23 protein-coding genes are annotated in these 24173 nt (G+C 54.2%); 18 read left to right on the forward strand and 5 right to left on the reverse strand.

Features of this window, described 5'->3' with window-relative positions; all coding sequences use genetic code 11:
• The 8 genes from ftsW to ftsZ all read left to right on the forward strand — a co-directional run bounded on the left by ftsW (position 1) and on the right by ftsZ (position 8757).
• The gene (gene ftsW, locus B5D39_RS11085; protein ID WP_078790538.1) at positions 1-1146 is read left to right on the forward strand and encodes a putative lipid II flippase FtsW; all 1146 of its coding nucleotides are present in this window, start codon (positions 1-3) and stop codon (positions 1144-1146) included.
• Positions 1143-2246 carry an undecaprenyldiphospho-muramoylpentapeptide beta-N-acetylglucosaminyltransferase gene (gene murG, locus B5D39_RS11090; protein ID WP_078790539.1) on the forward strand — a complete coding sequence of 368 codons (1104 nt, stop codon included), beginning with the start codon at positions 1143-1145 and terminating at the stop codon, positions 2244-2246. The genes ftsW and murG overlap by 4 nt, the downstream gene beginning before the upstream one ends.
• The gene (murC, locus tag B5D39_RS11095; protein WP_078790540.1) at positions 2231-3604 is read left to right on the forward strand and encodes a UDP-N-acetylmuramate--L-alanine ligase; all 1374 of its coding nucleotides are present in this window, start codon (positions 2231-2233) and stop codon (positions 3602-3604) included. The genes murG and murC overlap by 16 nt, the downstream gene beginning before the upstream one ends.
• Positions 3601-4485 carry a UDP-N-acetylmuramate dehydrogenase gene (murB, locus tag B5D39_RS11100; RefSeq protein ID WP_078790541.1) on the forward strand — a complete coding sequence of 295 codons (885 nt, stop codon included), beginning with the start codon at positions 3601-3603 and terminating at the stop codon, positions 4483-4485. Before murC ends, murB begins: the two co-directional genes overlap by 4 nt.
• Positions 4482-5408, forward strand: a complete 927-nt coding sequence (locus B5D39_RS11105; protein WP_078790542.1) for a D-alanine--D-alanine ligase — start codon at positions 4482-4484, stop codon at positions 5406-5408. The genes murB and B5D39_RS11105 overlap by 4 nt, the downstream gene beginning before the upstream one ends.
• Positions 5405-6238, forward strand: a complete 834-nt coding sequence (locus B5D39_RS11110) for a cell division protein FtsQ/DivIB (RefSeq protein WP_244161394.1) — start codon at positions 5405-5407, stop codon at positions 6236-6238. The genes B5D39_RS11105 and B5D39_RS11110 overlap by 4 nt, the downstream gene beginning before the upstream one ends.
• A 34-nt stretch (positions 6239-6272) precedes the next feature.
• Complete coding sequence (ftsA, locus tag B5D39_RS11115; RefSeq protein ID WP_078790543.1) at positions 6273-7508, forward strand: cell division protein FtsA; 1236 nt, start codon at positions 6273-6275, stop codon at positions 7506-7508.
• 82 nt (positions 7509-7590) lie between these two features.
• Positions 7591-8757, forward strand: a complete 1167-nt coding sequence (ftsZ, locus tag B5D39_RS11120; RefSeq protein ID WP_078790544.1) for a cell division protein FtsZ — start codon at positions 7591-7593, stop codon at positions 8755-8757.
• Positions 8758-8810: 53 nt separating this feature from the next.
• Here ftsZ and B5D39_RS11125 read toward each other — a convergent pair whose 3' ends face one another.
• The 4 genes from B5D39_RS11125 to B5D39_RS11140 form a co-directional block, all read right to left on the reverse strand.
• Positions 8811-8993 (reverse strand): hypothetical protein, encoded by a 183-nt coding sequence (locus tag B5D39_RS11125; RefSeq protein WP_078790545.1) that lies wholly within the window; start codon positions 8991-8993, stop codon positions 8811-8813.
• Entirely contained in the window at positions 8990-10621 is a 1632-nt protein-coding gene (locus B5D39_RS11130) for a radical SAM protein (protein WP_078790546.1), read from the reverse strand. The genes B5D39_RS11125 and B5D39_RS11130 overlap by 4 nt, the downstream gene beginning before the upstream one ends.
• 78 nt (positions 10622-10699) lie before the next feature.
• Positions 10700-13123 (reverse strand): molybdopterin-dependent oxidoreductase, encoded by a 2424-nt coding sequence (locus B5D39_RS11135; RefSeq protein WP_078790547.1) that lies wholly within the window; start codon positions 13121-13123, stop codon positions 10700-10702.
• 169 nt (positions 13124-13292) lie between these two features.
• Complete coding sequence (locus tag B5D39_RS11140) at positions 13293-15311, reverse strand: FAD-dependent oxidoreductase (RefSeq protein WP_078790548.1); 2019 nt, start codon at positions 15309-15311, stop codon at positions 13293-13295.
• A gap of 218 nt (positions 15312-15529) precedes the next feature.
• On the opposite strand from B5D39_RS11140, the gene B5D39_RS11145 reads away from it, so the two are divergent.
• The 7 genes from B5D39_RS11145 (at position 15530) to B5D39_RS11175 (ending at position 21110) form a co-directional block, all read left to right on the forward strand.
• Complete coding sequence (locus B5D39_RS11145; protein ID WP_078790549.1) at positions 15530-16660, forward strand: aminopeptidase; 1131 nt, start codon at positions 15530-15532, stop codon at positions 16658-16660.
• Positions 16657-17130: a YaiI/YqxD family protein gene (locus B5D39_RS11150; RefSeq protein WP_078790550.1), complete on the forward strand. Its 474-nt coding sequence runs from the start codon at positions 16657-16659 to the stop codon at positions 17128-17130. The genes B5D39_RS11145 and B5D39_RS11150 overlap by 4 nt, the downstream gene beginning before the upstream one ends.
• Positions 17131-17204: 74 nt before the next feature.
• The gene (locus B5D39_RS11155) at positions 17205-17864 is read left to right on the forward strand and encodes a hypothetical protein (RefSeq protein ID WP_078790551.1); all 660 of its coding nucleotides are present in this window, start codon (positions 17205-17207) and stop codon (positions 17862-17864) included.
• 161 nt (positions 17865-18025) lie between these two features.
• Positions 18026-18868 carry a hypothetical protein gene (locus B5D39_RS11160; protein ID WP_078790552.1) on the forward strand — a complete coding sequence of 281 codons (843 nt, stop codon included), beginning with the start codon at positions 18026-18028 and terminating at the stop codon, positions 18866-18868.
• 35 nt (positions 18869-18903) lie between these two features.
• Entirely contained in the window at positions 18904-19737 is an 834-nt protein-coding gene (locus B5D39_RS11165; protein ID WP_078790553.1) for a 1,4-dihydroxy-6-naphtoate synthase, read from the forward strand.
• 162 nt (positions 19738-19899) lie between these two features.
• Entirely contained in the window at positions 19900-20199 is a 300-nt protein-coding gene (locus B5D39_RS11170) for a YkgJ family cysteine cluster protein (protein WP_078790554.1), read from the forward strand.
• Between the two features lie 149 nt (positions 20200-20348).
• The gene (locus B5D39_RS11175; RefSeq protein ID WP_078790555.1) at positions 20349-21110 is read left to right on the forward strand and encodes a TerC family protein; all 762 of its coding nucleotides are present in this window, start codon (positions 20349-20351) and stop codon (positions 21108-21110) included.
• 49 nt (positions 21111-21159) lie between these two features.
• Here B5D39_RS11175 and queF read toward each other — a convergent pair whose 3' ends face one another.
• Positions 21160-21594, reverse strand: coding sequence for a preQ(1) synthase (queF, locus tag B5D39_RS11180; RefSeq protein ID WP_078790556.1), 435 nt, complete (start codon positions 21592-21594; stop codon positions 21160-21162).
• An 81-nt stretch (positions 21595-21675) separates the two neighbouring features.
• Here queF and B5D39_RS11185 point away from each other — a divergent pair, with 81 nt between their 5' ends.
• From B5D39_RS11185 to nifH, 3 genes are all read left to right on the forward strand, one after another.
• Entirely contained in the window at positions 21676-22152 is a 477-nt protein-coding gene (locus B5D39_RS11185; protein ID WP_078790557.1) for a MaoC family dehydratase, read from the forward strand.
• An 11-nt stretch (positions 22153-22163) separates the two neighbouring features.
• Positions 22164-22886 carry a zinc ribbon domain-containing protein gene (locus tag B5D39_RS11190; RefSeq protein WP_078790558.1) on the forward strand — a complete coding sequence of 241 codons (723 nt, stop codon included), beginning with the start codon at positions 22164-22166 and terminating at the stop codon, positions 22884-22886.
• 322 nt (positions 22887-23208) lie between these two features.
• On the forward strand, positions 23209-24075 hold the full coding sequence (nifH, locus tag B5D39_RS11195) for a nitrogenase iron protein (RefSeq protein ID WP_078790559.1): 867 nt from the start codon (positions 23209-23211) through the stop codon (positions 24073-24075).
• Positions 24076-24173 lie beyond the last annotated feature (98 nt).

The raw sequence follows: 24173 nt of genomic DNA on the forward strand, positions 1-24173 counted from the left end.
ATGCTCGCGATGCTGCGCAAACCATTCAATCTGGCAGAGTATGATCTGGTACTGCTGCTGATGGTGGTGGCGCTGACCAGTTTCGGGATCGTGATGGTCTACTCGGCATCATCGGTCATGGCTGCCAAAAACTTCCATGATGGTGCCTACTTTCTGAAACGGCAGGGGATCTTTGCGCTGGTTGGCTGCGCTGGCGCACTGGTTGCCATGCGGATTGACTATCAGGTCTGGCGGCGCTGGGCAGTACCGTTGCTGTTTCTCAGCCTGATTCTGTTGGTACTGGTGCTGATTCCCGGCATAGGTGGCAAGGTCAAAGGGGCCTCACGCTGGATCAGGTTGCCCGGCTTTAACCTGCAACCATCGGAATTTACCAAGATCGCACTGATCATGTACATGGCCTATTCGATCGACAAGAAGCAGGACCGGATCCGCCTCTTGTCAGCAGGTTTTCTGCCCTACATGGTGGTGTTAATGATCCTGTTGGGCCTGTTGCTGAAACAGCCGGACATGGGGGCAGCCCTGACCCTGGCAGCCGTCACCATCACCATGCTGTTTGCTGCAGGCACACGGCTGATTTTTATTCTGGGCAGCGGCATGGTGGCGATGCCGTTTGTGGTCTATCTGGTGGTCCACTCAGCCTACCGTCTGAAACGGATCAAGGCCTTTATGAACCCGGAACAGGACCCAACCGGCATCGGCTGGCAGATTATCCAGTCAAAGTACGCCTTTGGGGCTGGCGGTTTCTTTGGACAAGGACTGGGCGAAGGCAAACAGAAGCTGTTCTACCTGCCGGAGGCCCACACCGACTTCATCCTTTCAGTCATAGGAGAGGAGCTGGGGTTTATCGGCGTAATCGTGATCATCGGTATGTTCTTTATCCTGGTGCAACGGGCAATGCGGATCGCCATGGCTGCCCAGGACACCTTTGGCCGTTTTCTGGCACTGGGGATTGCCGTACTGTTTGCCATTGAGGCGGTGGTGAACATGGCAGTGGTCACCGGGCTGTTTCCAACCAAGGGACTGGCCCTGCCATTCCTGAGTTACGGCGGCAGTTCGTTGTTGATAAGTCTGTTTGCCGTGGGGATTCTGCTGAACATCTCAGCCGGGCTGAAGCTGGCCCCGCTGACCGGGAAGGAAGCAAAATGAAACTGATTGTAGCCGGTGGCGGCACTGGCGGACACCTTTTTCCCGGCATTGCGGTGGCAGAAGAATTTCTGTCCCGAGATCCTGCCAACCAGGTGCTTTTTGTGGGATCTGAGCGGGGGATTGAGGCACGGGCCATCCCACGCCTGGGCTATCAGCTGGAGCTGATCTCAGCCGCCGGTATCCGTGGCAAAGGCAGCCTGGCCAAACTGAAAGGGGCTGCCATGATGCTCTATGGCTACTCCCAGTCACGTAAAATCCTGCAGCAGTTTAAACCGGATCTGGTGCTTGGGGTGGGTGGCTACGCATCTCTGCCAATGGTGTTGGCTGCACGGGGGATGGAGATTCCACGCTATATCCATGAGCAGAACGCCCTGCCCGGCATGTCCAACAAGGTGCTGTCACGGGTTGCCAACAAGGTCTTTATCTCGCTGGAAGAGTCGGCAAAGTTCTTTCCAGAGGGTTGCACTATGCTGACCGGCAACCCGCTCAGAAAGCAGATCCTGGAGATGCTGACCAGCAGCCTACAGGAACAGCAGCCAGACGGAACGTTCCAGCTTTTTGTCTTTGGCGGCAGCCAGGGCGCCCATGCCCTAAATCTGGCGCTTCCTCAAGCGTTGGCGCAGTTAAGTCCAGAGTACCAGGCGCGGTTAAAGGTCACCCACCAGACCGGTGAGGCAGACCTGCAGCAGGTGCAGGCCGCATACCTGGCATGCGGGCTGGCGGCTGTTGTCCGCCCCTTTATTGATGACATGGCAACGGAATATCACCGGGCAGATCTGATCATCTGCCGGGCAGGGGCCACCACCATTGCCGAGGTAACCGCATTGGGCAAGGCCTGCCTGTTTGTGCCGTTTCCCCATGCCACTGACGACCATCAACGCAAGAACGCTGAGGCGCTGCTAAAAAGGGGAGCCTGCGAGATGCTGGTGGAACAGGAAATCGGCGGTAATGGGCTATCCAACGCCATTGCCAGACTGATGGATAACCGGGACGCACTGAAACTGATTGGTGAAAATGCCGCTGCCCTGGCCCGCCTGGATGCAGCCAAGGTAATTGTTGACCAGATGCTGGAAGGGGTACAGCCATGTACGGAAACATAGAAAAAATTCACTTTGTGGGCATTGGCGGCATCGGTATGAGCGGTATTGCCGAAGTGCTGCTGAACCTGGGGTACAAGGTTTCTGGTTCAGACCTACGGGAGAGTGACACCACCGAGCGGCTGCGGGGGCTGGGTGGCGAGATCTGCATCGGCCATGCTGCAGAAAACCTGACCAACGTGGATGTGGTGGTCACCTCGACCGCTGTGCAGAGTGATAACCCGGAGGTGATTGAGGCCAAGCATCGCATGGTACCGGTCATCCCGCGGGCTGAGATGCTGGCAGAGCTGATGCGGATGAAGTACGGCATTGCCATTGCCGGTACCCACGGCAAGACCACCACCACCTCAATGGTGGCCACCGTGCTGACCCATGCCGGGATCGACCCAACCATCGTGATTGGCGGCAAGCTGAACACCCTGGGCAGCAATGCCAAGCTGGGACAGGGCAAATTTCTGGTGGCTGAGGCGGATGAGTCCGATGGTTCATTCCTGACCCTCTCCCCCACTATTGCCGTGGTCACCAACATCGATGCCGACCACCTGGACTTCTACACCGGCGGGCTGGAGCAGATCAAAGACACCTTTGTCTCTTTTATCAACAAGGTGCCGTTCTACGGCCTCGCGGTACTGTGCCAGGAAGACCGCAACATCAACGAGATCATCCCCCGCATCAAGAAGCGGTTCATGACCTACGGCCTCTCATCCCAGGCTGACCTGCGTGCCACCCATGTCAAACTGGACGGCTTCCAGACCAGCTTTACCGCCCATTACAAAGGCTATCGACTGGGTGAGATCAGCTTCAACATGCCCGGTGCCCACAACGTACTGAACGCCCTGGCCTGTACGGCGGTGGCGCTGGAGCTGGATGTACCGTTTGATAAGATTCAGGAAGGCTTTGCCCAGTTTGGCGGTGTCGGTCGTCGCTTCACGGTCAAGGGTGAGAAAAACGGGATCATGGTGGTAGATGATTACGGCCACCACCCTGCTGAGATCCGGGCCACCCTGGGTGCAGCGCGCAACGGCTGGCCTGAACGACGTCTGGTGGTGGCATTCCAACCCCACCGCTACAGCCGCACCAAGGAGCTGTTTAACGAGTTTGTGACCTGTTTCTACGATGCCGATGTGCTGGTACTGACCGATATCTACGCTGCCAGTGAGCAGCCGATCCCCGGTGTTACCGCAGAACGACTGGCCGAAGAGACCCGTCGCCATGGCCAGCGGGACGTTACCTACATTGCTGACCGGAACGACCTGCCAGACCACCTGGCCAGCATCGTCAAAGAAGGTGATATCGTGATCACCTTGGGTGCCGGTAACATCTGGCAGGCAGGTGAAGCATTAGTGGCTAAACTTGGATGAACATACCAGGCTTCCAGGGCATAGCACTGCATAACGAGCCGATGAGCCGCCATACCTCCCTGAAAGTGGGAGGCCCGGCTGATCTGTACGCTGTACCGAAAGACCTGGAAGATCTGCTACTGCTGGTCAACTGGCTGGATGCAGAGCAGATGCCCCGCATGGTGGTGGGAGGCGGCTATAACCTGCTGGTGCGGGATGGCGGCATCAGAGGCGCGGTAATCTCGCTGGAACGGTTTAACTGCATAGAGACGCTTGGCAATGGCTGTATCAAGGCCTGGGCAGGGGCAGAAAACCTGCAGGTGGTGCGCTTCGGGCAACAGCTTGGGCTGGGTGGCATCGGTTTTATCTCCGGCATCCCCGGTACGGTTGGCGGCGCAATCAGGATGAACGCCGGTGCCTATGGCAACGGCCTGCTGGACCATGTTGACACCTTGTGTTTGTTACGCCACGGAGCTGTGCAGGAGATAGACCACAGCCAGATCGAGTATGGCTATCGCCGACTTGACCTGCAGCAGGGTGACATCATCCTGGCGGCGACCCTGCAACTGGAGCCGACAGATCCTGCAGTTACCGAGGAAGAGATTCGCAAGGATCTTGAGCTACGACGTACCAAGCACAATGTGGGCTATCCCAGTGCCGGATCATTTTTCAAAAATCCGCCGGACCAGGCAGCCTGGAGATTGATTGATGCGGCCGGTATGCGTGGGCAAACCGTTGGCGGGGCTCAGATGGCTGAACTGCACAGCAACTTTTTGATCAACCGTGGCAGTGCAACAGCCACCGACTGTCTGGAACTGGCTAAAAAGGTGAAGCAGGCGGTACTGGCAACCTCAGGGATACAGTTGGAAGAAGAAGTGCGGATTGTGGGGGAGGAGCCATGAAAGGCAAAAAAATCGGCGTACTGATGGGTGGACTGTCGGCAGAACGTGATGTATCGCTGAAAAGCGGGCTGGCCGTCCATCAGGCCTTGTTGGCAATGGGCTATGACAGCACCGCCATTGATGTACGCAGCGAAGTGGCAAACATGCTGCGGGATGAAAAGATAGAGGTGGCCTTTATTGCACTGCATGGCCGTTATGGCGAGGATGGCTGCATTCAGGGGCTGCTGGAACTGATGCAGATTCCCTACACCGGCTCTGGCGTACTGGCCAGTGCCCTGGCCATGCATAAACTGTACAGCAAGCAGGCCTTTGCTGCTGCCGGACTAACCATCACCCCTTACCTTGCGTTACGTCGCGGCGACACCTGTAGTGCTGAAACACTTCCCTTTGGTCTGCCTGTTGTGGTCAAGCCGGTGCAGGAAGGTTCATCAGTCGGTGTATCAATCGTTAAAAAGGCCGAAGATCTGCAGGCAGCCCTGGACGAGGCCTTTCGCTATGACGAATTGGTGCTGGTTGAACAGTACATCAAGGGACAAGAGGTGCAGGTCGGAATTCTGGACAACCAACCGATCGGCGCTATCGAGATTGTACCCAAAAACGAGTTCTACGACTTTGAAGCAAAATACAGCGACGGCATGGCTGAGCATTTCTTCCCTGCCAGGCTGGATGCTGCCCTGTACGAAAAAGTGCAGCAACAGGGACTGAAGGCGCATCAGGCGCTGGGCTGCGATGGCTACTGCCGGGTGGATTTTCTGGTGACCGAAACCGGTGACTGCTACCTGCTGGAGGTTAACACCCTGCCAGGCATGACCGCCCTGTCACTGCTACCTGAAATCGCCCAAAAAGGTGCCGGACTTTCCTTTGAACAGCTGGTTGAACGGATTCTTACTTCAGCAAGCACCAAGGTATGTAACGCAGCATGATGACCGACCTGCGACATATCGGCAGCCAACCCAAGAATAAAAAGGTGGCGTCGAACAGGCTCAAGGTAAAAAAGGAACCAGTTGACCTGCGCAAATACCTGTTGCCTTTAATCAGGGTCGGTAGCCGTGCAGGACTGGTACTGCTCGCGGGAGGACTGATAGCAGCCTCAATCCACGCACTGATGCAGACAACGCCATTTCCGGTACAGAAGGTCGAAGTACGTGGCACCAAACGACTGACCCACGAAGAGATTGTTGCCCTGACCGGCGTCACACCAGGCCAGAACCTGCTGGCACTGCGCCTGAAGAGCATCGGCCAGCAGGTCTCCTCCAACCCCTGGGTTGCTTCGGTACGGGTACAACGCTTCTTTCCTGGCACCATTGCCGTCAGCATCAGCGAACGACAACCGGTGGCAGTCATCAACATGGGACTCCTCTATTATCTGGATGATAAGGGAGAACCATTTAAGCCGTTAAGCTTTGGGGATAGCCTTGATTTCCCCGTGGTAACCGGTATTGCTGAAGATGATCTGAACAATGATCCAGCAACAACCAAAGATGCCTTGAAAACCGCATGTAATCTGATTGAGGCACTCAAGCAGCATGGTTCATTTATCCTTGCGGATGTGTCGGAGATTCATTACGATAGGGGCCACGGTTTTACCCTGTACACCACCGCCGGTGCCCTGCCTGTAAAAATCGGAACCGATGATTTCGACAAAAAATTGCAACGCTTTGCACGTATTTATCAGAATCTTATGACACAACAGCCGGGGCTACAGTATATTGACCTGGACTATAGCGACCGTATCGTAGTTAAAAAGGGTTGAACCGATTGTTCAACCCTTATAGGGGAGGAATACTATGTCCGCCAGAAGAGATAACCTGATTGTTGGGCTTGATATCGGCACCACTAAGATCTGTGCCATTGTCGGCAACCATACCGAGGATGGCATTGAGATTGTCGGTATTGGCACCAGCCCATCCAGCGGCCTGCGCAAGGGTGTGGTCATCAACATCGAAAGCACGGTTACCTCAATCAAAAAGGCGATTGAAGAAGCCGAGCTGATGGCTGGTTGCGAGATCAAGTCAGTCTACGCTGGCATTGCCGGTGGGCATATCAAGGGGATCAACTCCCAGGGTGTGATCGCCATCAAAAACCGTGAGGTTTCCCAAGAAGATGTCAAGCGGGTGATTGACGCAGCCAAGGCGATCGCCATCCCGATGGATCGGGAAGTGATCCACATCCTGCCCCAGGAGTTCATCATTGATGAGCAGGACGGCATCCGTGAGCCACTTGGCATGAGCGGTGTCCGCCTTGAGGCAAAAGTGCATATTGTCACCGGTGCGGTGGCCAGCGCCCAGAATATCGTTAAATCCTGCAATCGGGCCGGTCTTGATGTAGCTGATATTGTGCTTGAGCAGCTGGCATCCTCTGAGGCGGTCCTTTCCGCTGACGAAAAAGAGCTGGGGGTCTGTCTGGTTGATATCGGCGGTGGCACCACTGATATCGCCATCTTCTGCGATGGTGCCATCAAGTACACCTCGGTCATCTCCCTTGGCGGCAACCAATTGACCAATGACATTGCCGTAGGTCTGCGTACGCCGTTTGCTGAGGCAGAAAAGATCAAGCGCAATCAGGGTTGCTGTCTGTCGGCCCTGGTGGGCAAAGATGAAAAAATCGAGGTTCCCAGCGTTGGTGGCCGCAAACCGCGCGAGCTGTCCAGAAATGTTTTATGTGAAATTTTAGGTCCCCGCGTTGAAGAGCTGTTTTCACTGGTAAATCGTGAAATTATCAAGTCAGGACTGGAAGACTCCATCGCATCCGGGGTTGTAATTACCGGTGGATCGAGTATACTTGAGGGGATGCCTGAGCTGGCTGAGCAAATCTTCAATCTTCCTGTTCGGCGCGGTCTGCCACAGAAGATTGGCGGGCTTACCGATGTAGTAAATTCACCAGTTTATTCCACAGGAGTCGGACTCATCGTGTACGGAAGCCGCAATCAGGGCCCACGTGAATTTCCGGCAACCAAGTCGGAAGACAGCATCTTTAATACCACCACCCGGCGGATGAAGAGCTGGTTCAAAGAATTCTTCTAAAGAAGAGCTACGAAACAAAGGGATCGCACCAGTTTTGAGGCAGCCCTGACAACTTATATTGACTCTAGACAAGGGGGAGCGGATGTTCGAATTTGACGAGACCATTGAGCAGAGTGCGGTCATCAAGGTCATTGGCGTAGGTGGCGGCGGCGGTAATGCCGTTAACACCATGGTGACCAGTGGCATGAACAAGGTCGAATTTATTGTTGCCAACACAGATGCTCAAGCACTCCGCTCTTCAAAGGCACCGGTCAAGGTGCAGTTGGGTGGTCAACTGACTAAAGGTCTAGGTGCTGGCGCTAACCCCAATGTGGGGCGTGATGCCGCAATGGAAGATAAAGACAAACTGGTTGATATGCTGAAGGGTGCTGACATGATCTTCATTGCCGCCGGCATGGGAGGTGGCACCGGTACCGGCGCTGCCCCGGTCATCGCTGAGGCAGCCCGTGAAGCTGGCGCACTTACGGTTGGTATCGTCACCAAGCCCTTCTCCCGTGAAGGCAAGCAGCGGATGGCAAAGGCTGACGAAGGGGTTCGCGCCCTGAAGCAGCATGTTGACTCACTGATCATCATCCCCAATGATCGCCTGATCAGCATCGCCCCACGCTCGCTTGGCATCCTTGATGCCTTTAAACCTGCTGATGATGTGCTACGTCAGGCTGTGCAGGGCATTTCTGATCTGATCACCACCTCTGGCTTCATCAACGTTGACTTTGCAGACGTTAAAGCGATCATGAGCGAGCGTGGCATGGCCATGATGGGTATCGGTATTGCGGAAGGCGATAACCGTGCCATAGAGGCTGCTATCAAGGCGATCTCCTCGCCGCTGCTGGAAGACATTGATGTCTCTGGTGCCAAAGGGGTACTGGTCAACATCACCGGTTCTTCCAGCATGACCATGGATGACTTTGATGCGGTCAACAAGACCGTTCATGAAAAGGTCCATGAAGACGCCAACATCATTATCGGTGTGGTGATTGATGAGACCATGGGCGAGACCATCAAGGTAACTGCCATTGTGACCGGCTTCGGCGACAAGTTTGGTGAAACCGAGCGCAATCGTGGTTTAAGCAGCATTAGTGCGATTGCAAAACCAAACACTGTAGTGAGTATCGACACCCCCACCTTCATCCGTGACCAGCGCCAGAAGGCTGATACACCTCGCCCGACCCGCCATGTCGGCTCAGTTTCCTTTGATGATGAGGATGCCTATGACATCCCCACCTTTCTGAGAAAGTCAGTTGACTAGAACCCGGCGTTAACGCTGCCAAAATCAAAAGGCCTCCAAATCGGAGGCCTTTTTTACTGGTTGCAGTCATGGGCGTACATCATCGCCAGCTGTGCTCGGTTCTCAAGACAGCGGGGGCACAACTCTCCGGCATCCTGCCAGACCTCCTCGGCTAACCACTCACCGGCTTCGTGAAACACTGAAGATATTTCAGCGTTTTCATCATACTCTGCACCACAGATACTGCACTGCTTCATACGCTCACTCCTATCACCTGCATTGCTGCGCGATATTCAGCTTCAAGCCTGCTTGCATCAGCAGAATGAACAACATCCCAAGGCACTCTGGCATCCGATGAAAGCGTTGTGGTAACAATCTGTTCTGCGTTGATACCACAGGCCTTGCCAGCCTTTTTAAGATTCATCCCCTCTGACATCTTACGTATCAACGGAGTCAGTTCGCGCCCCCCCCGTGAAAGCAGTGCCTGCAAAACACATCCCTGTAACTCTTCAACCTTAAGTCTGACATTGGCCAGGGGACGGATCTGCTTTTCAAGCCAGGCCACCTTACGCTTCAACTCCTCCAATGGACACATGCCTGCCCACTGCAACGGCGTAAACGGCTTGGGAATGAACGGATTCACTGACAGCGTAATTTCTCCCAGCCGTTTGTGAGCCCGGGCCTGTTCAAGCACGCGATCCTTGATCGCAGCGGTCAGACGCACCATCGCTTCCAGATCCTGATCGGTTTCGCCGGGCAGACCAATAATAAAATACAGGCGCAGGTTCAGAATACCAGCCTGGGCAACCGCCTCAGCTGCATCAAGGATCTGCTCATCCGTCAGATTCTTTCGAATCATGTCACGCATCCGCTGTGAGCCTCCCTCGGGCGCAAGAGAGATCGTGCGATGGCCTGATTTTGCCAACAGCCCGAGCATGGATGGCGTCAACCGGTCTACCCGCAGCGATGACAGAGAGGGTGAACCGCCCTGCTCAACGATAAACTCACACAGCGCCTCAATATCACGGTGGTCAGACACTGCTGCACCAACCAGACCGATGGTCTTACGATGCTGAAGCCCTTCACGCACTGCTGCCTTGAGCGAATCCAACGGTTGCTGACGAAATGGCTGATACACGAATCCAGCAGCACAGAAACGGCAACCCCGTGGACAGCCCCGGCTGACCTCCACCAGATACATGTTGCCGAACTCAGTTTCATCAGTCAGCACAACAGAACAGGAGGGTGGTGATTCCTTGGGTGCGCAGAGCCTGATCACCGGTTTTTCAGGTGCCAGCGAAGGCACGTAGATGCCTGGCAACGCTGCTGCGCCCTGGAGTAGCTCCTGACGCTCTGTATGCTGCTGCTGAACCAGAAAATCAGCCAACGTCGGTATCAGGGTTTCTCCCTCACCCACCGCTATCAGATCAATACAATCAGCTATGGGCTCAGGATTGATGAAAAATGCTGCACCACCAGCCAGCACCAATGGCTCGGCATCGCCACGTTCCGCAGAAAGTTCGCTAATACGTGCCAGCCTGAGGATACGGGGGATATTGATAAAATCAGGCTCAAAGGAGACGGAAAAGGCGATCAGATCAAAATCAGACAAAGGGCGTTCATTCTCAAATGAGACCAACGTATCACCTGATTTTTCATAGAGGGCAAGTTCATCCCGATCCGGCAGAAAAGCACGTTCACAAACAACATCAGGCTGATCATTAAACAGCTTATAGACCGACTGGAACCCCAGGCTGCTCATGGCAACCGAGTAGTGATTGGGATAGACCAGACAGACCGCGAGCGCGCCCCCCCTGCCTGCCGGGATAGCACCTGTCTCTGCCCCACGTCTGCGCCGCAGTATTTGCTGAATCTGCCAGTTCACTCGTCTGTCACCTCAATAAAAAAAGGCGCCGCATGCAACATGCGACGCCTTGAAAGTACCACGGTCAGAACTGCTTTACTAGCCTTTGGCGATGGTCACGGTCAGGCTGGCAGACTTGGTCATCAACCCGCTGATACCACTGGCAGGAAAATGGGTTGGGGCAAGGGCAAGTCCGGCTGGGATGCCGTCACGCAGTTGCACCGGCAGAGTAACTGATGCGCCGGAAGCGGTAACCGTCACGTTATCGCCATCCTTGACGCCAAGCCGGGTGGCATCAGCTGCACCAAGGCGGACAACCGCTTCAGCAGCAACCAGCAGGTTATTTTCTGACCAGCTGGTGTAGCTGCCGTTGTGACGCAGGAACGGAGCAACCAGCAGGGTCATGGAACCGGCTGCATGGGCCTGGGGGGCTGTAAAGGCAAGAGCCGGACGCTCAAGTTTCTTCTTAACAACCGGCTTGATCTCCTGTTGCAGAGCAGCCAGACTAGGAATAGCACCACCGCTCAGACGGGCATACAGGTCGCCCAGAATCACCAGATCAGGACGGGCCTCGCCCGGTGCTGATGCAGCAGCAGTAAAGCTCTGGGTACGGTTATCCGTGCTGGTGAATGAACCTGCCTTCTCAGGGGCAGCAGCAGCAGGCAGTAGTACATTGGCCAGTTGTGCAGTAGCGGTGGGGAACAGATCCAGCACCACCAGACACTCAAGCTTCTGCAGGGCAGCGGCAATCTTGCGGCTATTAGGCAGTTGCAGCAGATCAGCGCCCATCACGTACAGGCAGCGGATCTCACCCTTCTCAATCCCTTCAACAATAGCAAACAGATCTTTGCCGCCAGCAGCAGGGGCAACCCCCATATCCAGCATACCCTGGGTATTGTTCTTCTCATCAATCGGGTAAACATCAGCAGCAGTCAGGGTTGCCAGGTTCAGTGCGCCGGTTACGGCTGCAGCAGCATCAGCACTACGGATAAATTCAAAACCGTACATAACCGCAACCTGACCGTTAATGAATGATACTGCATCGTTGAAAGCAGCTTCATCCAGACCGGTGGCTGCCTGAATCTGATCAAATGAGGTGGCTGATACAGCCTGCTTAAAGGCATCTAGCCCTTCAGCAGCAACCGCCTTGTTCTGGTTAATGGCTGCCTTGGCAAGCCCCATCGCCACAAAACCTTCAGAACCAGCCTTATAACGCAGGCTGCTATTGGCAAACTTGTCCAGCGAAGTAGGACGGGCAGAGGCGATCACCAGCTTGGCATCATGCTTGGTGGCTGCCTTGATGGCGCGGTAGCCGAATCCGGCTGACTCAGCCTTCAGATCAGAACCCAGTACAATGATGCAACCAGCCTGCTCAAGGGCATCCATCGGCTTGGTGGCGCCAGTCATGCCGATCATCTTTGCCTGCAGTTCCTGAGCCTGGGCATAACCAAGGCGGGCCTCAGAGTCCAGATTGGCAGAGCCGACCGCTTCCTTGATCAGCTTGGCAAACAGGAAGCTCTCTTCGTTGGTCACGCGGGGTGAACCGATACCGGCTACTGCAGCAGCACCATACTTGGCTACAATCTCCTTGGTGGCCGACACTGCAGTAGCAAGGGCTGCATCCCAGGTAGCAGACTTCTGAATGCCATCAACCCCTTTTACCAGCGGCTGGGTCAGACGCTGCGGGGCATTGAAGGCACTGTAGCCAAAGCGACCGTTGATACAGAGGTTACCATTGTTATAGGTACTGTCATCACTGGTAACCCGGGCCACCTTGCCGTTTTGCACATGGTATTCAATCTGGCAGCCGGATGAACAGAAACCACAGATGCCGTTTTTAACTTCAAAAGACCAGGGACGACCACTAAACTTGAACGGCTTGCTGATCAGGGTACCGGTGGGGCAGGCAGCTATACAGTTACCGCAGAAATCGCAATCAAGCGGTTTGCCACTGATGGTTTCAACCACGGCACGGTCACCGCAGGACTGGGTCTCAATGGCGCCCACGCCGGTGATCTCACGGCAGACCTTGACGCACTTTTCACAGAGGATACAGCGGTTGGGATCGCTCTCCAGCAGGGACCAGTCATACCGAATCTGAAGGCGTTCTAGATCAGCAGCGTACTCTTGCTTGGAAACACTCAGTCCATAACAAGTATCCTGCAGATCACACTCACCAGCTGCATCACAGACCGGACAGTCCAGCGGATGGTTAACCAGCATCAGCTCCATGGTCTTCTTGCGGATCTGCTCCAGCTCAGGTGACTGGGTGGTAACCTTGATCCCTTCCTTAACCGGCGTGTTACAGGCGGTCATGGGACGGGCAACACCTTCAACATGCACCGCACAGACTCGACAGGCACCGGTGGTGGAGATCTTTTCCAGGTAGCAGAGGGTCGGAATCTTGATCCCCAGCTTGCTGGCCGCATCCAGGATGGTAGTTCCTGCCGGAACCTGGACATCGGTGCCGTCAATGGTCAGGGTGATGGTCTTATTTGTATCGCAGCATTCAGTGTGTGCCATTGCTTGTGTCCTATGCTGGTGAAATTTGTTTATCCAAATCTAATTGGAAACGAGTAGTTTTTCGTTCTGAGTCAGACTTTTGAGGAAAGGTGAGGAGGCGTACACTGGTAGTACGCCGCACGAGACTTTCCGATAAAGGCTGGCGCAGGGCGGAAAAGAACCGTTTCCCCTACAGCGCAACCATTGCCATGCGATAGCACCGCAGACACCGGTCAGCTTCAGCCTGGGCAGTAGAATCAGCAAAACCTAATTCCACTTCCTGATAGTTGCCCTTGGAGGCCCGTGCCTTGCCATGTACCTCTTTCTGGCCAGCACGATCAGCAGAATCAAGCCAGGCCACTGACTCGTTCTTGTCGTACACACCCAGGTAGGTCAGCAGGTCTTCAAAGATCTCCTGCTCGGTCAGATAGGCCTTACCTTCTTCAAGATAACGTGCGATCACGTTGGCAGCACGGTGGGCATTACCGATACAGGCCACAACCGTCAACGGGCCGATCTCGGCATCACCACCGGCAAACACGCCATCACAGTCGGTGATCAGGGTACGGGAAAGCGGGTTACCCATGCTGTCGTTCAGCCCCTTGCCAGCAGCATCCTTAAGCGGGATATACTTGGTAATCACGGTGTTCCACTTGCTGATATCAATCCCCATATCCGGCGGAATAAAGCTCAGATCGGCATCCTGACCAATGGCCGGGATAACCGTGTCACACTCAACCACAAACTCACTGCCCGGAACCGGCTCAGGACGACGACGACCTGAAGCATCCGGCTCACCCATGGCCATCCGAACGCACTCAACACCGGTTACCTGCTCATTGGCATCAACGATGATCTTGGTGGGCAGCACTTGAAACTCAAACTTGACCCCTTCTTCATCAGCGCCATCCACTTCCCACACATCAGCAGGCATCTCTTTACGGGAACGACGATACAGCAGCACTGATTCTTCAGCACCCTCACGCAGGGCAACCCGGACGCAGTCAATGGCCGTGTTACCGCCGCCAACCACGCAGACCTTCTTGCCCATACCGGTGGGACGCCCCATGTAGGCTTCACGCAGGAAGTCAATACCGCCGGTCAGGAACCCTTTATAGCCTTTGTCCTCACCCTCAACACCCATCGGCTTGGAGCGATGGGCGCCGGGAGCCAGGAACACGGCCTCGTGCTTTGCCTTCAGTTCAGCCAGGGAGATATCCTTGCCAACGCGGCAGTTATAGACGATCTCAACTCCCATGGTCTGGATGATATCGATATCACGCTGCAGGATATGACGCGGCATCCGGTAGGCAGGAATACCAACCGCAACCATGCCGCCGCCGAACCCTTCCGGCAGTGTTTCATAAATAGTGCTGCGATAGCCCTGCAGGGCCAGATAATAGGCTGCAGCCAGACCGGCAGGACCTGCGCCCACAATACCAATGGTCTTTTTCTTCATAACAGCGGTATTGGCAGGATGCTGCATCTTGTGCATCCACTCATAGTCTGAAGCGGTACGCTTCAGCACCATGATATTAACTGAATCATCCACATTCTTGCGACGGCAGGCAGCCTCACAAGGGTGCGGACAGACCCGGCCACAGACCGCAGGCATCGGCATGTTCTCACGAATGGTGGCAAGGGCATCGCTATACTGGTAGTTCTTTATTTCTTCAATATACTTGGGGATATCAATGTGTGCCGGACACTTGTCCATGCAGGGGGCGGTAATCTTATGCAGATACTTCTCATTCTTTGGCTGGCGACTGCCATCACAGAGCGCCTCAAAGTCGGCACGGTAATGGGTTACGGCATCCAGCACCGGCTTGGTTGAGCTTGGGCAGAGGGTACACTTGCAGTTTTGCAGCAGTACGTTCAGATCAGCCACCTGATCAAGATCACCAGGCTTGGCTTCGCCTTTAAGCACCTTTTGCAGCAGGTCAGCCAGCACCTTGGTTCCCTTTTTACCGGGGGTACACTTGCCGCAGCAGAACAGGGTCTGTACCCGCTGCATATACTCGGCAGCCATGGCAGGAACATCAACGTCCTTATCAAAGACAATCACGCCGTCCCAGCCCATCATTGCACGCAACGGCTGCTGGCCGTCAAAGGCCACCGGCAGACGATAGCTTGCTGCCACAGGCTCGCCAGTTACTGTTCTGTTATCAACGACAGTTCCACCCCAAGTTGAGAAAACCACCTGTGCCACAGCCACCTCCAGATTGCGCCAAAACCCAATATTTTCGATACGTTAAGTAGTTATTTTGACAGACAAAAAGTCGTCTTCAAATTGTATACAGTATGCCTGATTACCATAGACATTCCGCTGAAATCAAGGGAAAAAATATTTTAACCTACAGACTGTCAGTGACTCCACGCGGCAAAATTTATGCTACAGTACCGGTTACTTTCCTAAAGGAGTCAACGATGCAGACCTATCACCCCTCATTCATATCGCTCTTCACCATCAATATGGGCTACCGCACAGGCGAACGGATTCTGGTCTTTAGCGATCTGATCCGCAGCAATGAAGCCATCAGCGAGTCTGACCAAGATCGGCGCACCCGGCTGCATGCTACGGCACAGGAACTGGCCGCTTTTGCCGCGCAGCAGTATGGCAACGCATCCTTTGTGGATTTCCCTGCCACCCCGGCCTCCGGCGCAGAACCGCCTTTGGCGCTCTGGTCTGCCGTGTTTGGCGAGACCATTATCGAACAGTTTGAAACCACCGGCCTGATGGGACCATTACTGGCCAAATCCATTGACACCGAAGGATTGGAGCGGGCCAGGACCATTGTGGCAGCCGGTAAAGATGCCGTGGCTAATATCATCATCGCCCTGTCCAACAACTCCACCAGCCATACCAACTTCCGCAAGCTGGCCTGCCATGCCGGGGCACGTTTTGCCTCCCTGCCCCATTTTGATCCAGATATGTTCGCCACCTCCATGACCGTAGACTGGCATGCCCTGGCTGCACGCACCAATCGCCTGGTTGAGGCGGTCAATCGGGCTGAATGGGCCATAGTAGAATGCCCCAACGGTACAGCCATGCATATCTGCAAAAAAGGACGCCATGCTGAAGGGGATGACGGCCTGCTGACCGCTGACGGCGCCTTTGGCAACCTGCCGGCTGGCGAGGCCTATCTGGCGCCGCTGGAGGGGGAGAGTCACGGCACCATGGTAATCGAATGGGGACCGACCGCCAAACTGCAGAGCCCGCTGACCCTGATCATTAGCGATGGCAAGGTGCTGCGGATTGAGGGGGATGACCCGCTGCGGCAGCGTCTGGAGACCAAGTTTGCTGAAAACCCCAACTGCCGCAACCTGGCTGAACTGGGGATCGGCACCAACGACAAGGCCAGCCGACCGGACAATGTCCTGGAGGCGGAGAAGATCCTGGGCACCATCCATCTGGCCCTGGGGGACAACACCGGCTTTGGCGGCATTGTGGCAGCGCCGTTCCATGAGGACTATGTCTTTTACCAGCCCACCCTGACCCTGATCATGCCGGACAACAGCCAGGAGATCATCATTGATAACGGGCAACTGCAACTATGACGATCTGGGTTGATGCTGATGCCTGCCCGCGGGTGATCAAAGAGATTGTCTTCCGTGCCTCGGAGCGATTGGATCTGCCGGTCATGCTGGTGGCCAACAAGCCGCTCTCCAAGCACCACTCCCGTCTGGTCAGCTCCGTGGTGGTGGATGCCGGGCCTGATATTGCTGATGACTACATTGCAGAACAGGCAACGGCCCAGGATCTGGTGATTACCGCTGATATCCCGCTGGCAGCCAGGATTGTGGCTAAAGGAGCAACCGGGATTGACCCGCGTGGTGAGCTGTACACTGAAGATAATGTAGGGGAACGGCTCTCCATGCGTGACCTGATGCAATCCCTGCGGACCGAAGGACTGGTGCAGGGCGGCCCGGCCCAGTTCGGCATGACCGACCGTCAGCGTTTTGCCTCATCACTGGATCGGGTACTGACCCGGATGGTGCGGGAGACGAAGCCTAAGACCACGGGATAACTGTTCCGTTTGGCGGGATGAGCGGTTCACGTGCGTACGCGCGTGAACCGCTTAATAACGAGTTGGAGGACAAAATGAATCTCAACGACAATAACATCGTTAAATTTGATGGAGCTACATCTAGTGAAACAATTTTTCCTATTAAGGGCAAGACAACAAAGTTTGCGTTAGCTAGATCCAATTCTGCAAATGAAATAATACCCCCAGATACTATTTTTATAATATTAAATCATGATGCAAATTATGCACTTATACAACACAACAATTTGGTGTACAATATTCCAATGGATTGCATAACTAAAATGCATGCTGAATACATTAATGATGACGAAATAGAACAAGCTACATTGTTATTGAGCAATTATAATTATCAAGAACGTAATACGCAGAATATATTAACAGCTTCGGCAAATAAAAATAAATTACTTGCCGATGCGCATAAAGCATTGGCAGTGTTATATGTGCTGTTACCTATACCAATTCTGCTTTACATGATGGTTACAGAAGCTAAGTCTATTTCAGACTTTGTTGTAGGTATAGTTGTTATTTACGCTTTCTTTGGAATATTTTCCTCATTCCATTTTTTAGTATCAAAAGGAGTCGGGAAAGGGAAAAAATGGGCTCGTACCGCGTCTTCTGTTGCGGCAGTTATAATGCTACTTGGATTCCCAGTAGGAACATTTATCGGGATACACCTATTGAAGTACGCGAAATCATGGGAGCCCGCTAGCTGAAAGGAAAGGCTGTGGGGTCTCTAAATTTTAAAAGTGAATAAAAAAGAGGTTCCAACAAGGCCCTTGACCCGCCCGTCCAATAAAACTGGGCGGGCGGGTCAAGGCCGACCCCGTTACCCAAACACAAAGACCTCAACTGCAATGAAAGCAGGTCGTGCTAGATGATCAAAACAATTCTACTTACCTTTGCACTCATAATCGGTATTTCAAGCGTTGCTACGGCAAATATGCGGGCTCCCTACAGAAATGAATTCCAAGGATCAACCGAGATCCGAACGTCAATCCCAAACCTTACCGTCATGAAAGAAGAACTTCTGTTTGCATGTGATTTTCCCTACCGTGGAAGCCTGAATGAAGTACTCCATCAAACAAGGGAAGTTCAGACTTCAGCAACATACCAGGTATTTTCCACCACCGAGACAGATGCAAATTTTGACTTTATACTTACGGTGAATCAACCGGCAAAGGCCTCCATAAACGGCATTGCCTCCACGGTAAGCACGCCGGTAGAACTCAACAAACCAAAACCCAAACGCAGCTTTGGCGACACTATTGACAGTAGCTACAGGGTTTCATTCTCAGGGCATCTGAAAAAAGGGATAAACAGAATAAACGTCAGCTATTCGCAGCCAATGAGTGTCCACGAAAGAATGGGTGGGATATACCCTTTTTTCATCACAAGCTCCTTCACCAGTACTTTTTCATACGACCTTTCGCCACTGCGTGAATGGAAGCTTGACGATGCATTCACCATGGATATACGGATTACCTTCAAGGATGATTCAGGGTGGAGCAAGCACCTGTTCGGTAGTGATTATACGTTCCATCTGTATGGCCGATCCAAACAGGTAACAAAAGACGCCGACTATCAGGGGAGAAACGGGGGGTATTTCACGGAAATCCCCTTTGCGAAAAATCCGGCAGCGCCCAACGACAGCAATGAAATAACCATACATTTCACAAAAGATTTTCCCGAACAACTAAAGGCAACCTGTGAGTATTAACAGCATCACCCCCAGACCAAAACAGTGGAGCAGCTATGAAAAACCCCTTAACCCTTGGATTCTCCCCCTGCCCTAACGACACCTTCATGTTCTATCCGCTGGTGCATGGCCTGGTGGATACCGGCGGCTACAGCTTTAACGAGCGGCTGGAGGATGTGGAGACCCTTAATAAGCTGGCCGTGAAAGGGGTGCTGGATGTGACCAAGGTGTCATACGCCGCCCTGGGGCATTTCCGCGAACAGTACGCCCTGCTGCGGGCAGGCAGCGCCCTGGGGCGCGGTTGCGGACCGCTGCTGGTGGCCAAGGAGCCGCTCGACCCTGCTGCGCTGCAGGGGAAGACCATTGCCATTCCGGGCCGCTACACCACGGCTCACCTGTTGATGCGGCTCTATAACCCTAGCCTGACCACCTTTCTGGAGATGCCGTTCCATGAGATCATGGATGCGGTTATGACCGGCAGGGCTGACGCCGGGGTGATCATCCACGAATCCCGCTTTACCTATCAGGGCTTTGGCCTGCATCAGCTGGTTGATCTGGGTGAGTGGTGGGAGAACGAAACCGGCCTGCCGATCCCGCTGGGCGGGATTGTAGCCAAGCGCAGCCTGGGGGCGGACACCATCCGCAGCATTGAACAGGCCCTGGCTGCCGGGGTGGAGTATGCCCGCAGCAACCCTGCAGCAGCAACCCAGTATATCCGGGAGCATGCCCAGGAGATGAACGAGCAGGTCTGCGCCGCCCATATCGGGCTGTATGTCAATGACTTCTCGCAGCAGTTGGGTGCGGAGGGAGAGCAGGCCATTACAGAGCTGTTGCGGAGGGCTGAGGCTGCCGGAATCGTGCCAGCCTCAGACAAGTCTCTATTTATCTAGAAAAGCAGCTCACGCGGAGATGCGGAGACGCGAAGAGTAAAATAAACTTGGCACACCTGAATTTTAGCTTCACCTGCCGCGTTATTTTCTGTTTTCTCCGCGAGCCCCGCGGCTCCGCGTGCGCACCTGCCGTTTTAGATTTATTTAAAAAGGAGCACGTATATGGCCCTTTTTCAGCGCAATCGAAAAATGCTGCACGGCATCTTACTTGATCACCCGGAAGATGGAAACGAGCGTTGCGCCAGCTGTGACGCCTCCTGCTGCCAAGGTTTTCCCAGCGTTGAGCTGACTGCTGAAGAGTACGCCACCCTGCAGCAGTTGGGGGCAAAACGGCTTGAATTTACCCTGAATGGCCACTATTATCTAATGATTGAACTGGGCTGTGAATTTCTGGTCGGCAACCGCTGCGGCATTTACCACCACCGCCCGGCAATCTGCCGCCGCTTTACCTGCACCGAATAACCTTGAAAACGTCATGAGGAAGGCCGGATACAAGGCGTAGGACACGCAACTACCGAGACATACCAAATACAGGTAGGCGAGGTAGTGAGTACCGCGCAACGCAGTAGACGGCCTCCGCAGTAGTTTTCTGCATTTGAAAGGATTGATCCATGGATTGGCTGACAGATCCCCAGGCCTGGCTGGCCCTCTTGACCCTGACTGCCCTTGAGATTGTACTGGGCATCGACAACATCATCTTTATCAGCATCCTGACCGGCAAACTACCGGAACAGCAACGCCCCAAGGCGCAGAAAATAGGACTGTCGCTGGCCATGATCACCCGCATCATGCTGCTGTTCTCACTGGCCTGGATCATGAAACTGACCGCACCGTTCTTCCATGTTCTGGGCCACGGTGTATCAGGGCGTGACATTATCCTGATCGTGGGTGGCCTGTTTCTGCTGGCCAAGAGCACCATGGAAATTCACGACAAGCTGGAGGGGGAAGAGCATCATGCCGATGGAGGTAAGGGAGCCGTCTCCTTCAACAGTGTGCTGATACAGATCATGTTTCTGGACATCATCTTTTCGCTGGATTCGGTGATTACTGCCGTGGGCATGGCCCGCCAGCTGGGGGTCATGGTGACTGCTGTGGTCATATCGGTGGGGATCATGATGTTTTTTGCCGGAGCAGTGGGGAAATTTGTTGACCGGCACCCTACGGTCAAGGTGCTGGCTCTTTCCTTCCTGCTGATGATCGGGGTGGCGCTGATTGCCGATGGTCTCTCGTTCCACATCCCTAAGGGCTACATCTACTTTGCCATGGCCTTCTCGGTCTTTGTGGAGATGATCAACATCAAGGTCCGCAGCAGCTCTGAAAAGCCGGTCAAGCTGCGGCAGCAACTGGTGGGGGAGATTGACGAACTGGATTAAAAAGCAGTTCACGGAGAGACGCGTCCCCGCGCCTCCCCGTGAACCGGTTTTAAGCCTTCCTATATTCCGCCGTTGGCCAGAAAGGAATCCCGCCCCGTGGGGTAAATTCTCCCTTAACCCGCAGCCAGACCGGATCCATCAGCTTGACCAGATCATTACAGATCCGGTTGACACCGGCCTCATGAAACTCTCCATGCATCCTGAATGATCCCAGATACAGCTTCAGGCTCTTGCTCTCCACACAGCGCTGATCCGGCTGGTAATCAATAATGATCGTGCCGAAGTCAGGCTGGCCAGTCATGGGGCAGAGGCAGGTAAACTCAGGACAGCTGATATGCAGCGTCCCGGTGCAACCGCAGGGGTTCAGCTCCGGGTTGGCATAGGGGGAGGGAAACCACTCCAACAGCCCGGCATCAGGCGCATCGTAGCAGTAGGTAGTTGCCTTACCTTCACCCAGTGTCTTCAATCCTTCATGCAGTTCCATCGATTCCTCCCTTGCAAAGCTGTTTCCCTTGAGTAGAATTGATTCTATACATCTATTTCACCGGATTTGAAAGGAGAAGCCATGTCTGCAGCAGAACAGCTTCTTGCCGTATATCAACAGCAGAAGGGCCAGGAGATTGCGGTGGGTGACTGGCTGCTGATCGATCAGGCCAGGATTGACGCCTTTGCCCAGGCCACCGGCGACCTGCAGTGGATCCATATTGACCCGCAACGGGCTGCCGTGGAATCCCCCTACAAGAGCACCATTGCCCACGGCTTCCTGACCCTGTCGCTGTTGCCGCTGCTGACCCAGGCAAATGCAGCCGGACAGTTTGAGAAAAACTATCCCGGCATGCGGCTGCGGGTTAATTATGGCCTGAACAAGGTCCGCTTTCCTGCCCCGGTCAAGCCGGGTGACCGTCTGAGGGCCCACACCAGCATACTGGATGCAAGCATGGCCGGAAACGGGGTCGAGATTATCTATCTGCTGACAATTGAGATCGATGGTACCGATAAACCTGCCTGTGTTGCTGAACAGGTCATCAGAGTCTATCCTTAAAGGTAACCAGCATGCACTTGGATCTCTGCCCAAAATGCGGTCATATTCTTTCAGCACCAGCCACCAGCTGCCCCCGTTGCGGGGTGATCTTTGCCAAACTGGCCCAGGCAGAGGCCCGCAGAAAACAGGCGGACCAACAGCCAGAAGCTGGTCTGCTCCGACAGGTATTCTTGTATATTAAGACTGGAGAGCATGCTGTTCTGATTGGCGCTAAAGCGGTTTTGTTGGTCATACTGGTGGCATACGGGCTTAAACTCATCTTCACGCCGATCCTGGATTTCCCCAACACAAGCTGGCTGCTGCATAGCGTCAACCTGGTCTTTCATGAGGCAGGCCACGTCTTTTTCAGCCCGTTCGGGCGTTTTCTGCATGTGCTGGGTGGCACCCTGGGCCAGCTGATTATCCCGGCAGTGGTGATCTGCACATTTCTCTGGCAGCGCGATACCTTTGGCGCAGCCGTCGGCGCCTGGTGGCTGGGGGAGAGCTTTTTAGACATTGCCCCCTATATCAATGATGCCCGTGCCGGCCAGCTGATGCTGCTGGGTGGCGTCACCGGCAGTGAAGTTGAAGATTATCACGACTGGGAAGTGCTGCTGACCAAACTGCATATGATGCAGTACGACCATACCCTGGCACGCCTTTCCTTCAGTATCGGCAGCCTGCTGATGTTGTCTGCCATGCTCTGGGGCAGCTATCTGCTCTGGAAGGGCTGGCAGTCACGCAGCAGCCTTTAGCGACCTGACTCATAAGGAGCATTCAGTATTGCACTCTTTTTGATCATCTCCGCCTGACCACCACGCAGCAATCCTGCCGCAGATCGTATACAGCATACGCCAAATGGTATCGTAACATTTAAATATCATTACTGTATTTCAATGTATTAAGATTTGGCACGGCCTATGCTTATGCCTAAACCAGCATCTTTGAAACAACCTGAAGACTGAAGACAAGGCAACGGCGCCTTCCAATTCGTTCACCGCATTGGGGCGCCGTTTTTCGTTGCCCCGGCAGACATCCCAAGAGACCCACAGATTGGTGGGTGAAAGGAGCAGCATCATGAGACAGATCGCTATCTATGGAAAAGGTGGTATCGGTAAATCAACCACAACACAGAACACGGTGGCAGGACTTGCCTCCATCGGCAAGAAGGTCATGATCGTTGGTTGTGACCCCAAGGCAGACTCCACCCGTCTGATTCTGCATGCCAAGGCACAGAACACGGTTATGGATCTGGTACGTGAACTGGGTACAGTTGAAGACCTTGAACTGGAAGAGGTGATGAAGGTCGGCTACGGCGATGTGAAGTGCGTCGAGTCCGGCGGTCCTGAGCCTGGTGTTGGCTGCGCTGGTCGTGGTGTTATTACCGCCATCAACTTCCTGGAGGAAAACGGTGCCTATACCCCTGATCTTGACTTTGTTTTCTATGATGTTCTTGGCGACGTTGTCTGCGGCGGTTTCGCCATGCCGATCCGTGAAGGTAAGGCAGAAGAGATCTACATTGTTACCTCTGGTGAGATGATGGCTATGTATGCTGCCAACAATATCTCCAAGGGTATTTTGAAGTATGCCTCCTCAGGCAAGGTTCGTCTGGGCGGCCTGATCTGTAACTCCCGTAACACTGACCGTGAAGATGAGCTGATCGAGGCACTGGCCAGAAAACTGGGCACCCAGATGATTTACTTTGTGCCCCGTGACAATCAGGTCCAACGGGCTGAGCTGCGCCGGATGACCGTCATCGAGTACTCCCCAGAGCATAAGCAGGCTCAGGAGTATCGCGCCCTGGCTCAAAAGATTAACGACAACAAGATGCTGGTAGTCCCTACTCCGCTGGAGATGGAAGAGCTGGAAGAACTGCTGATGGAGTTCGGCATCATGGAAGTCGAAGATGAGACGATCGTCGGTAAAGCGGAAGGCGAAGCCTAACCCCCCTCAATCCCCCCTTGTCAGGGGGGAAGCTAAGCTCAAGCCCCTCCCCTGATAAGGGGAGGCGGGGGAGGGGTTTAAGCATAAAGGAGACTTTT

The sequence above is a fragment of the Trichlorobacter thiogenes genome (assembly GCF_900167465.1).
GTDB lineage: Bacteria > Desulfobacterota > Desulfuromonadia > Geobacterales > Pseudopelobacteraceae > Trichlorobacter > Trichlorobacter thiogenes.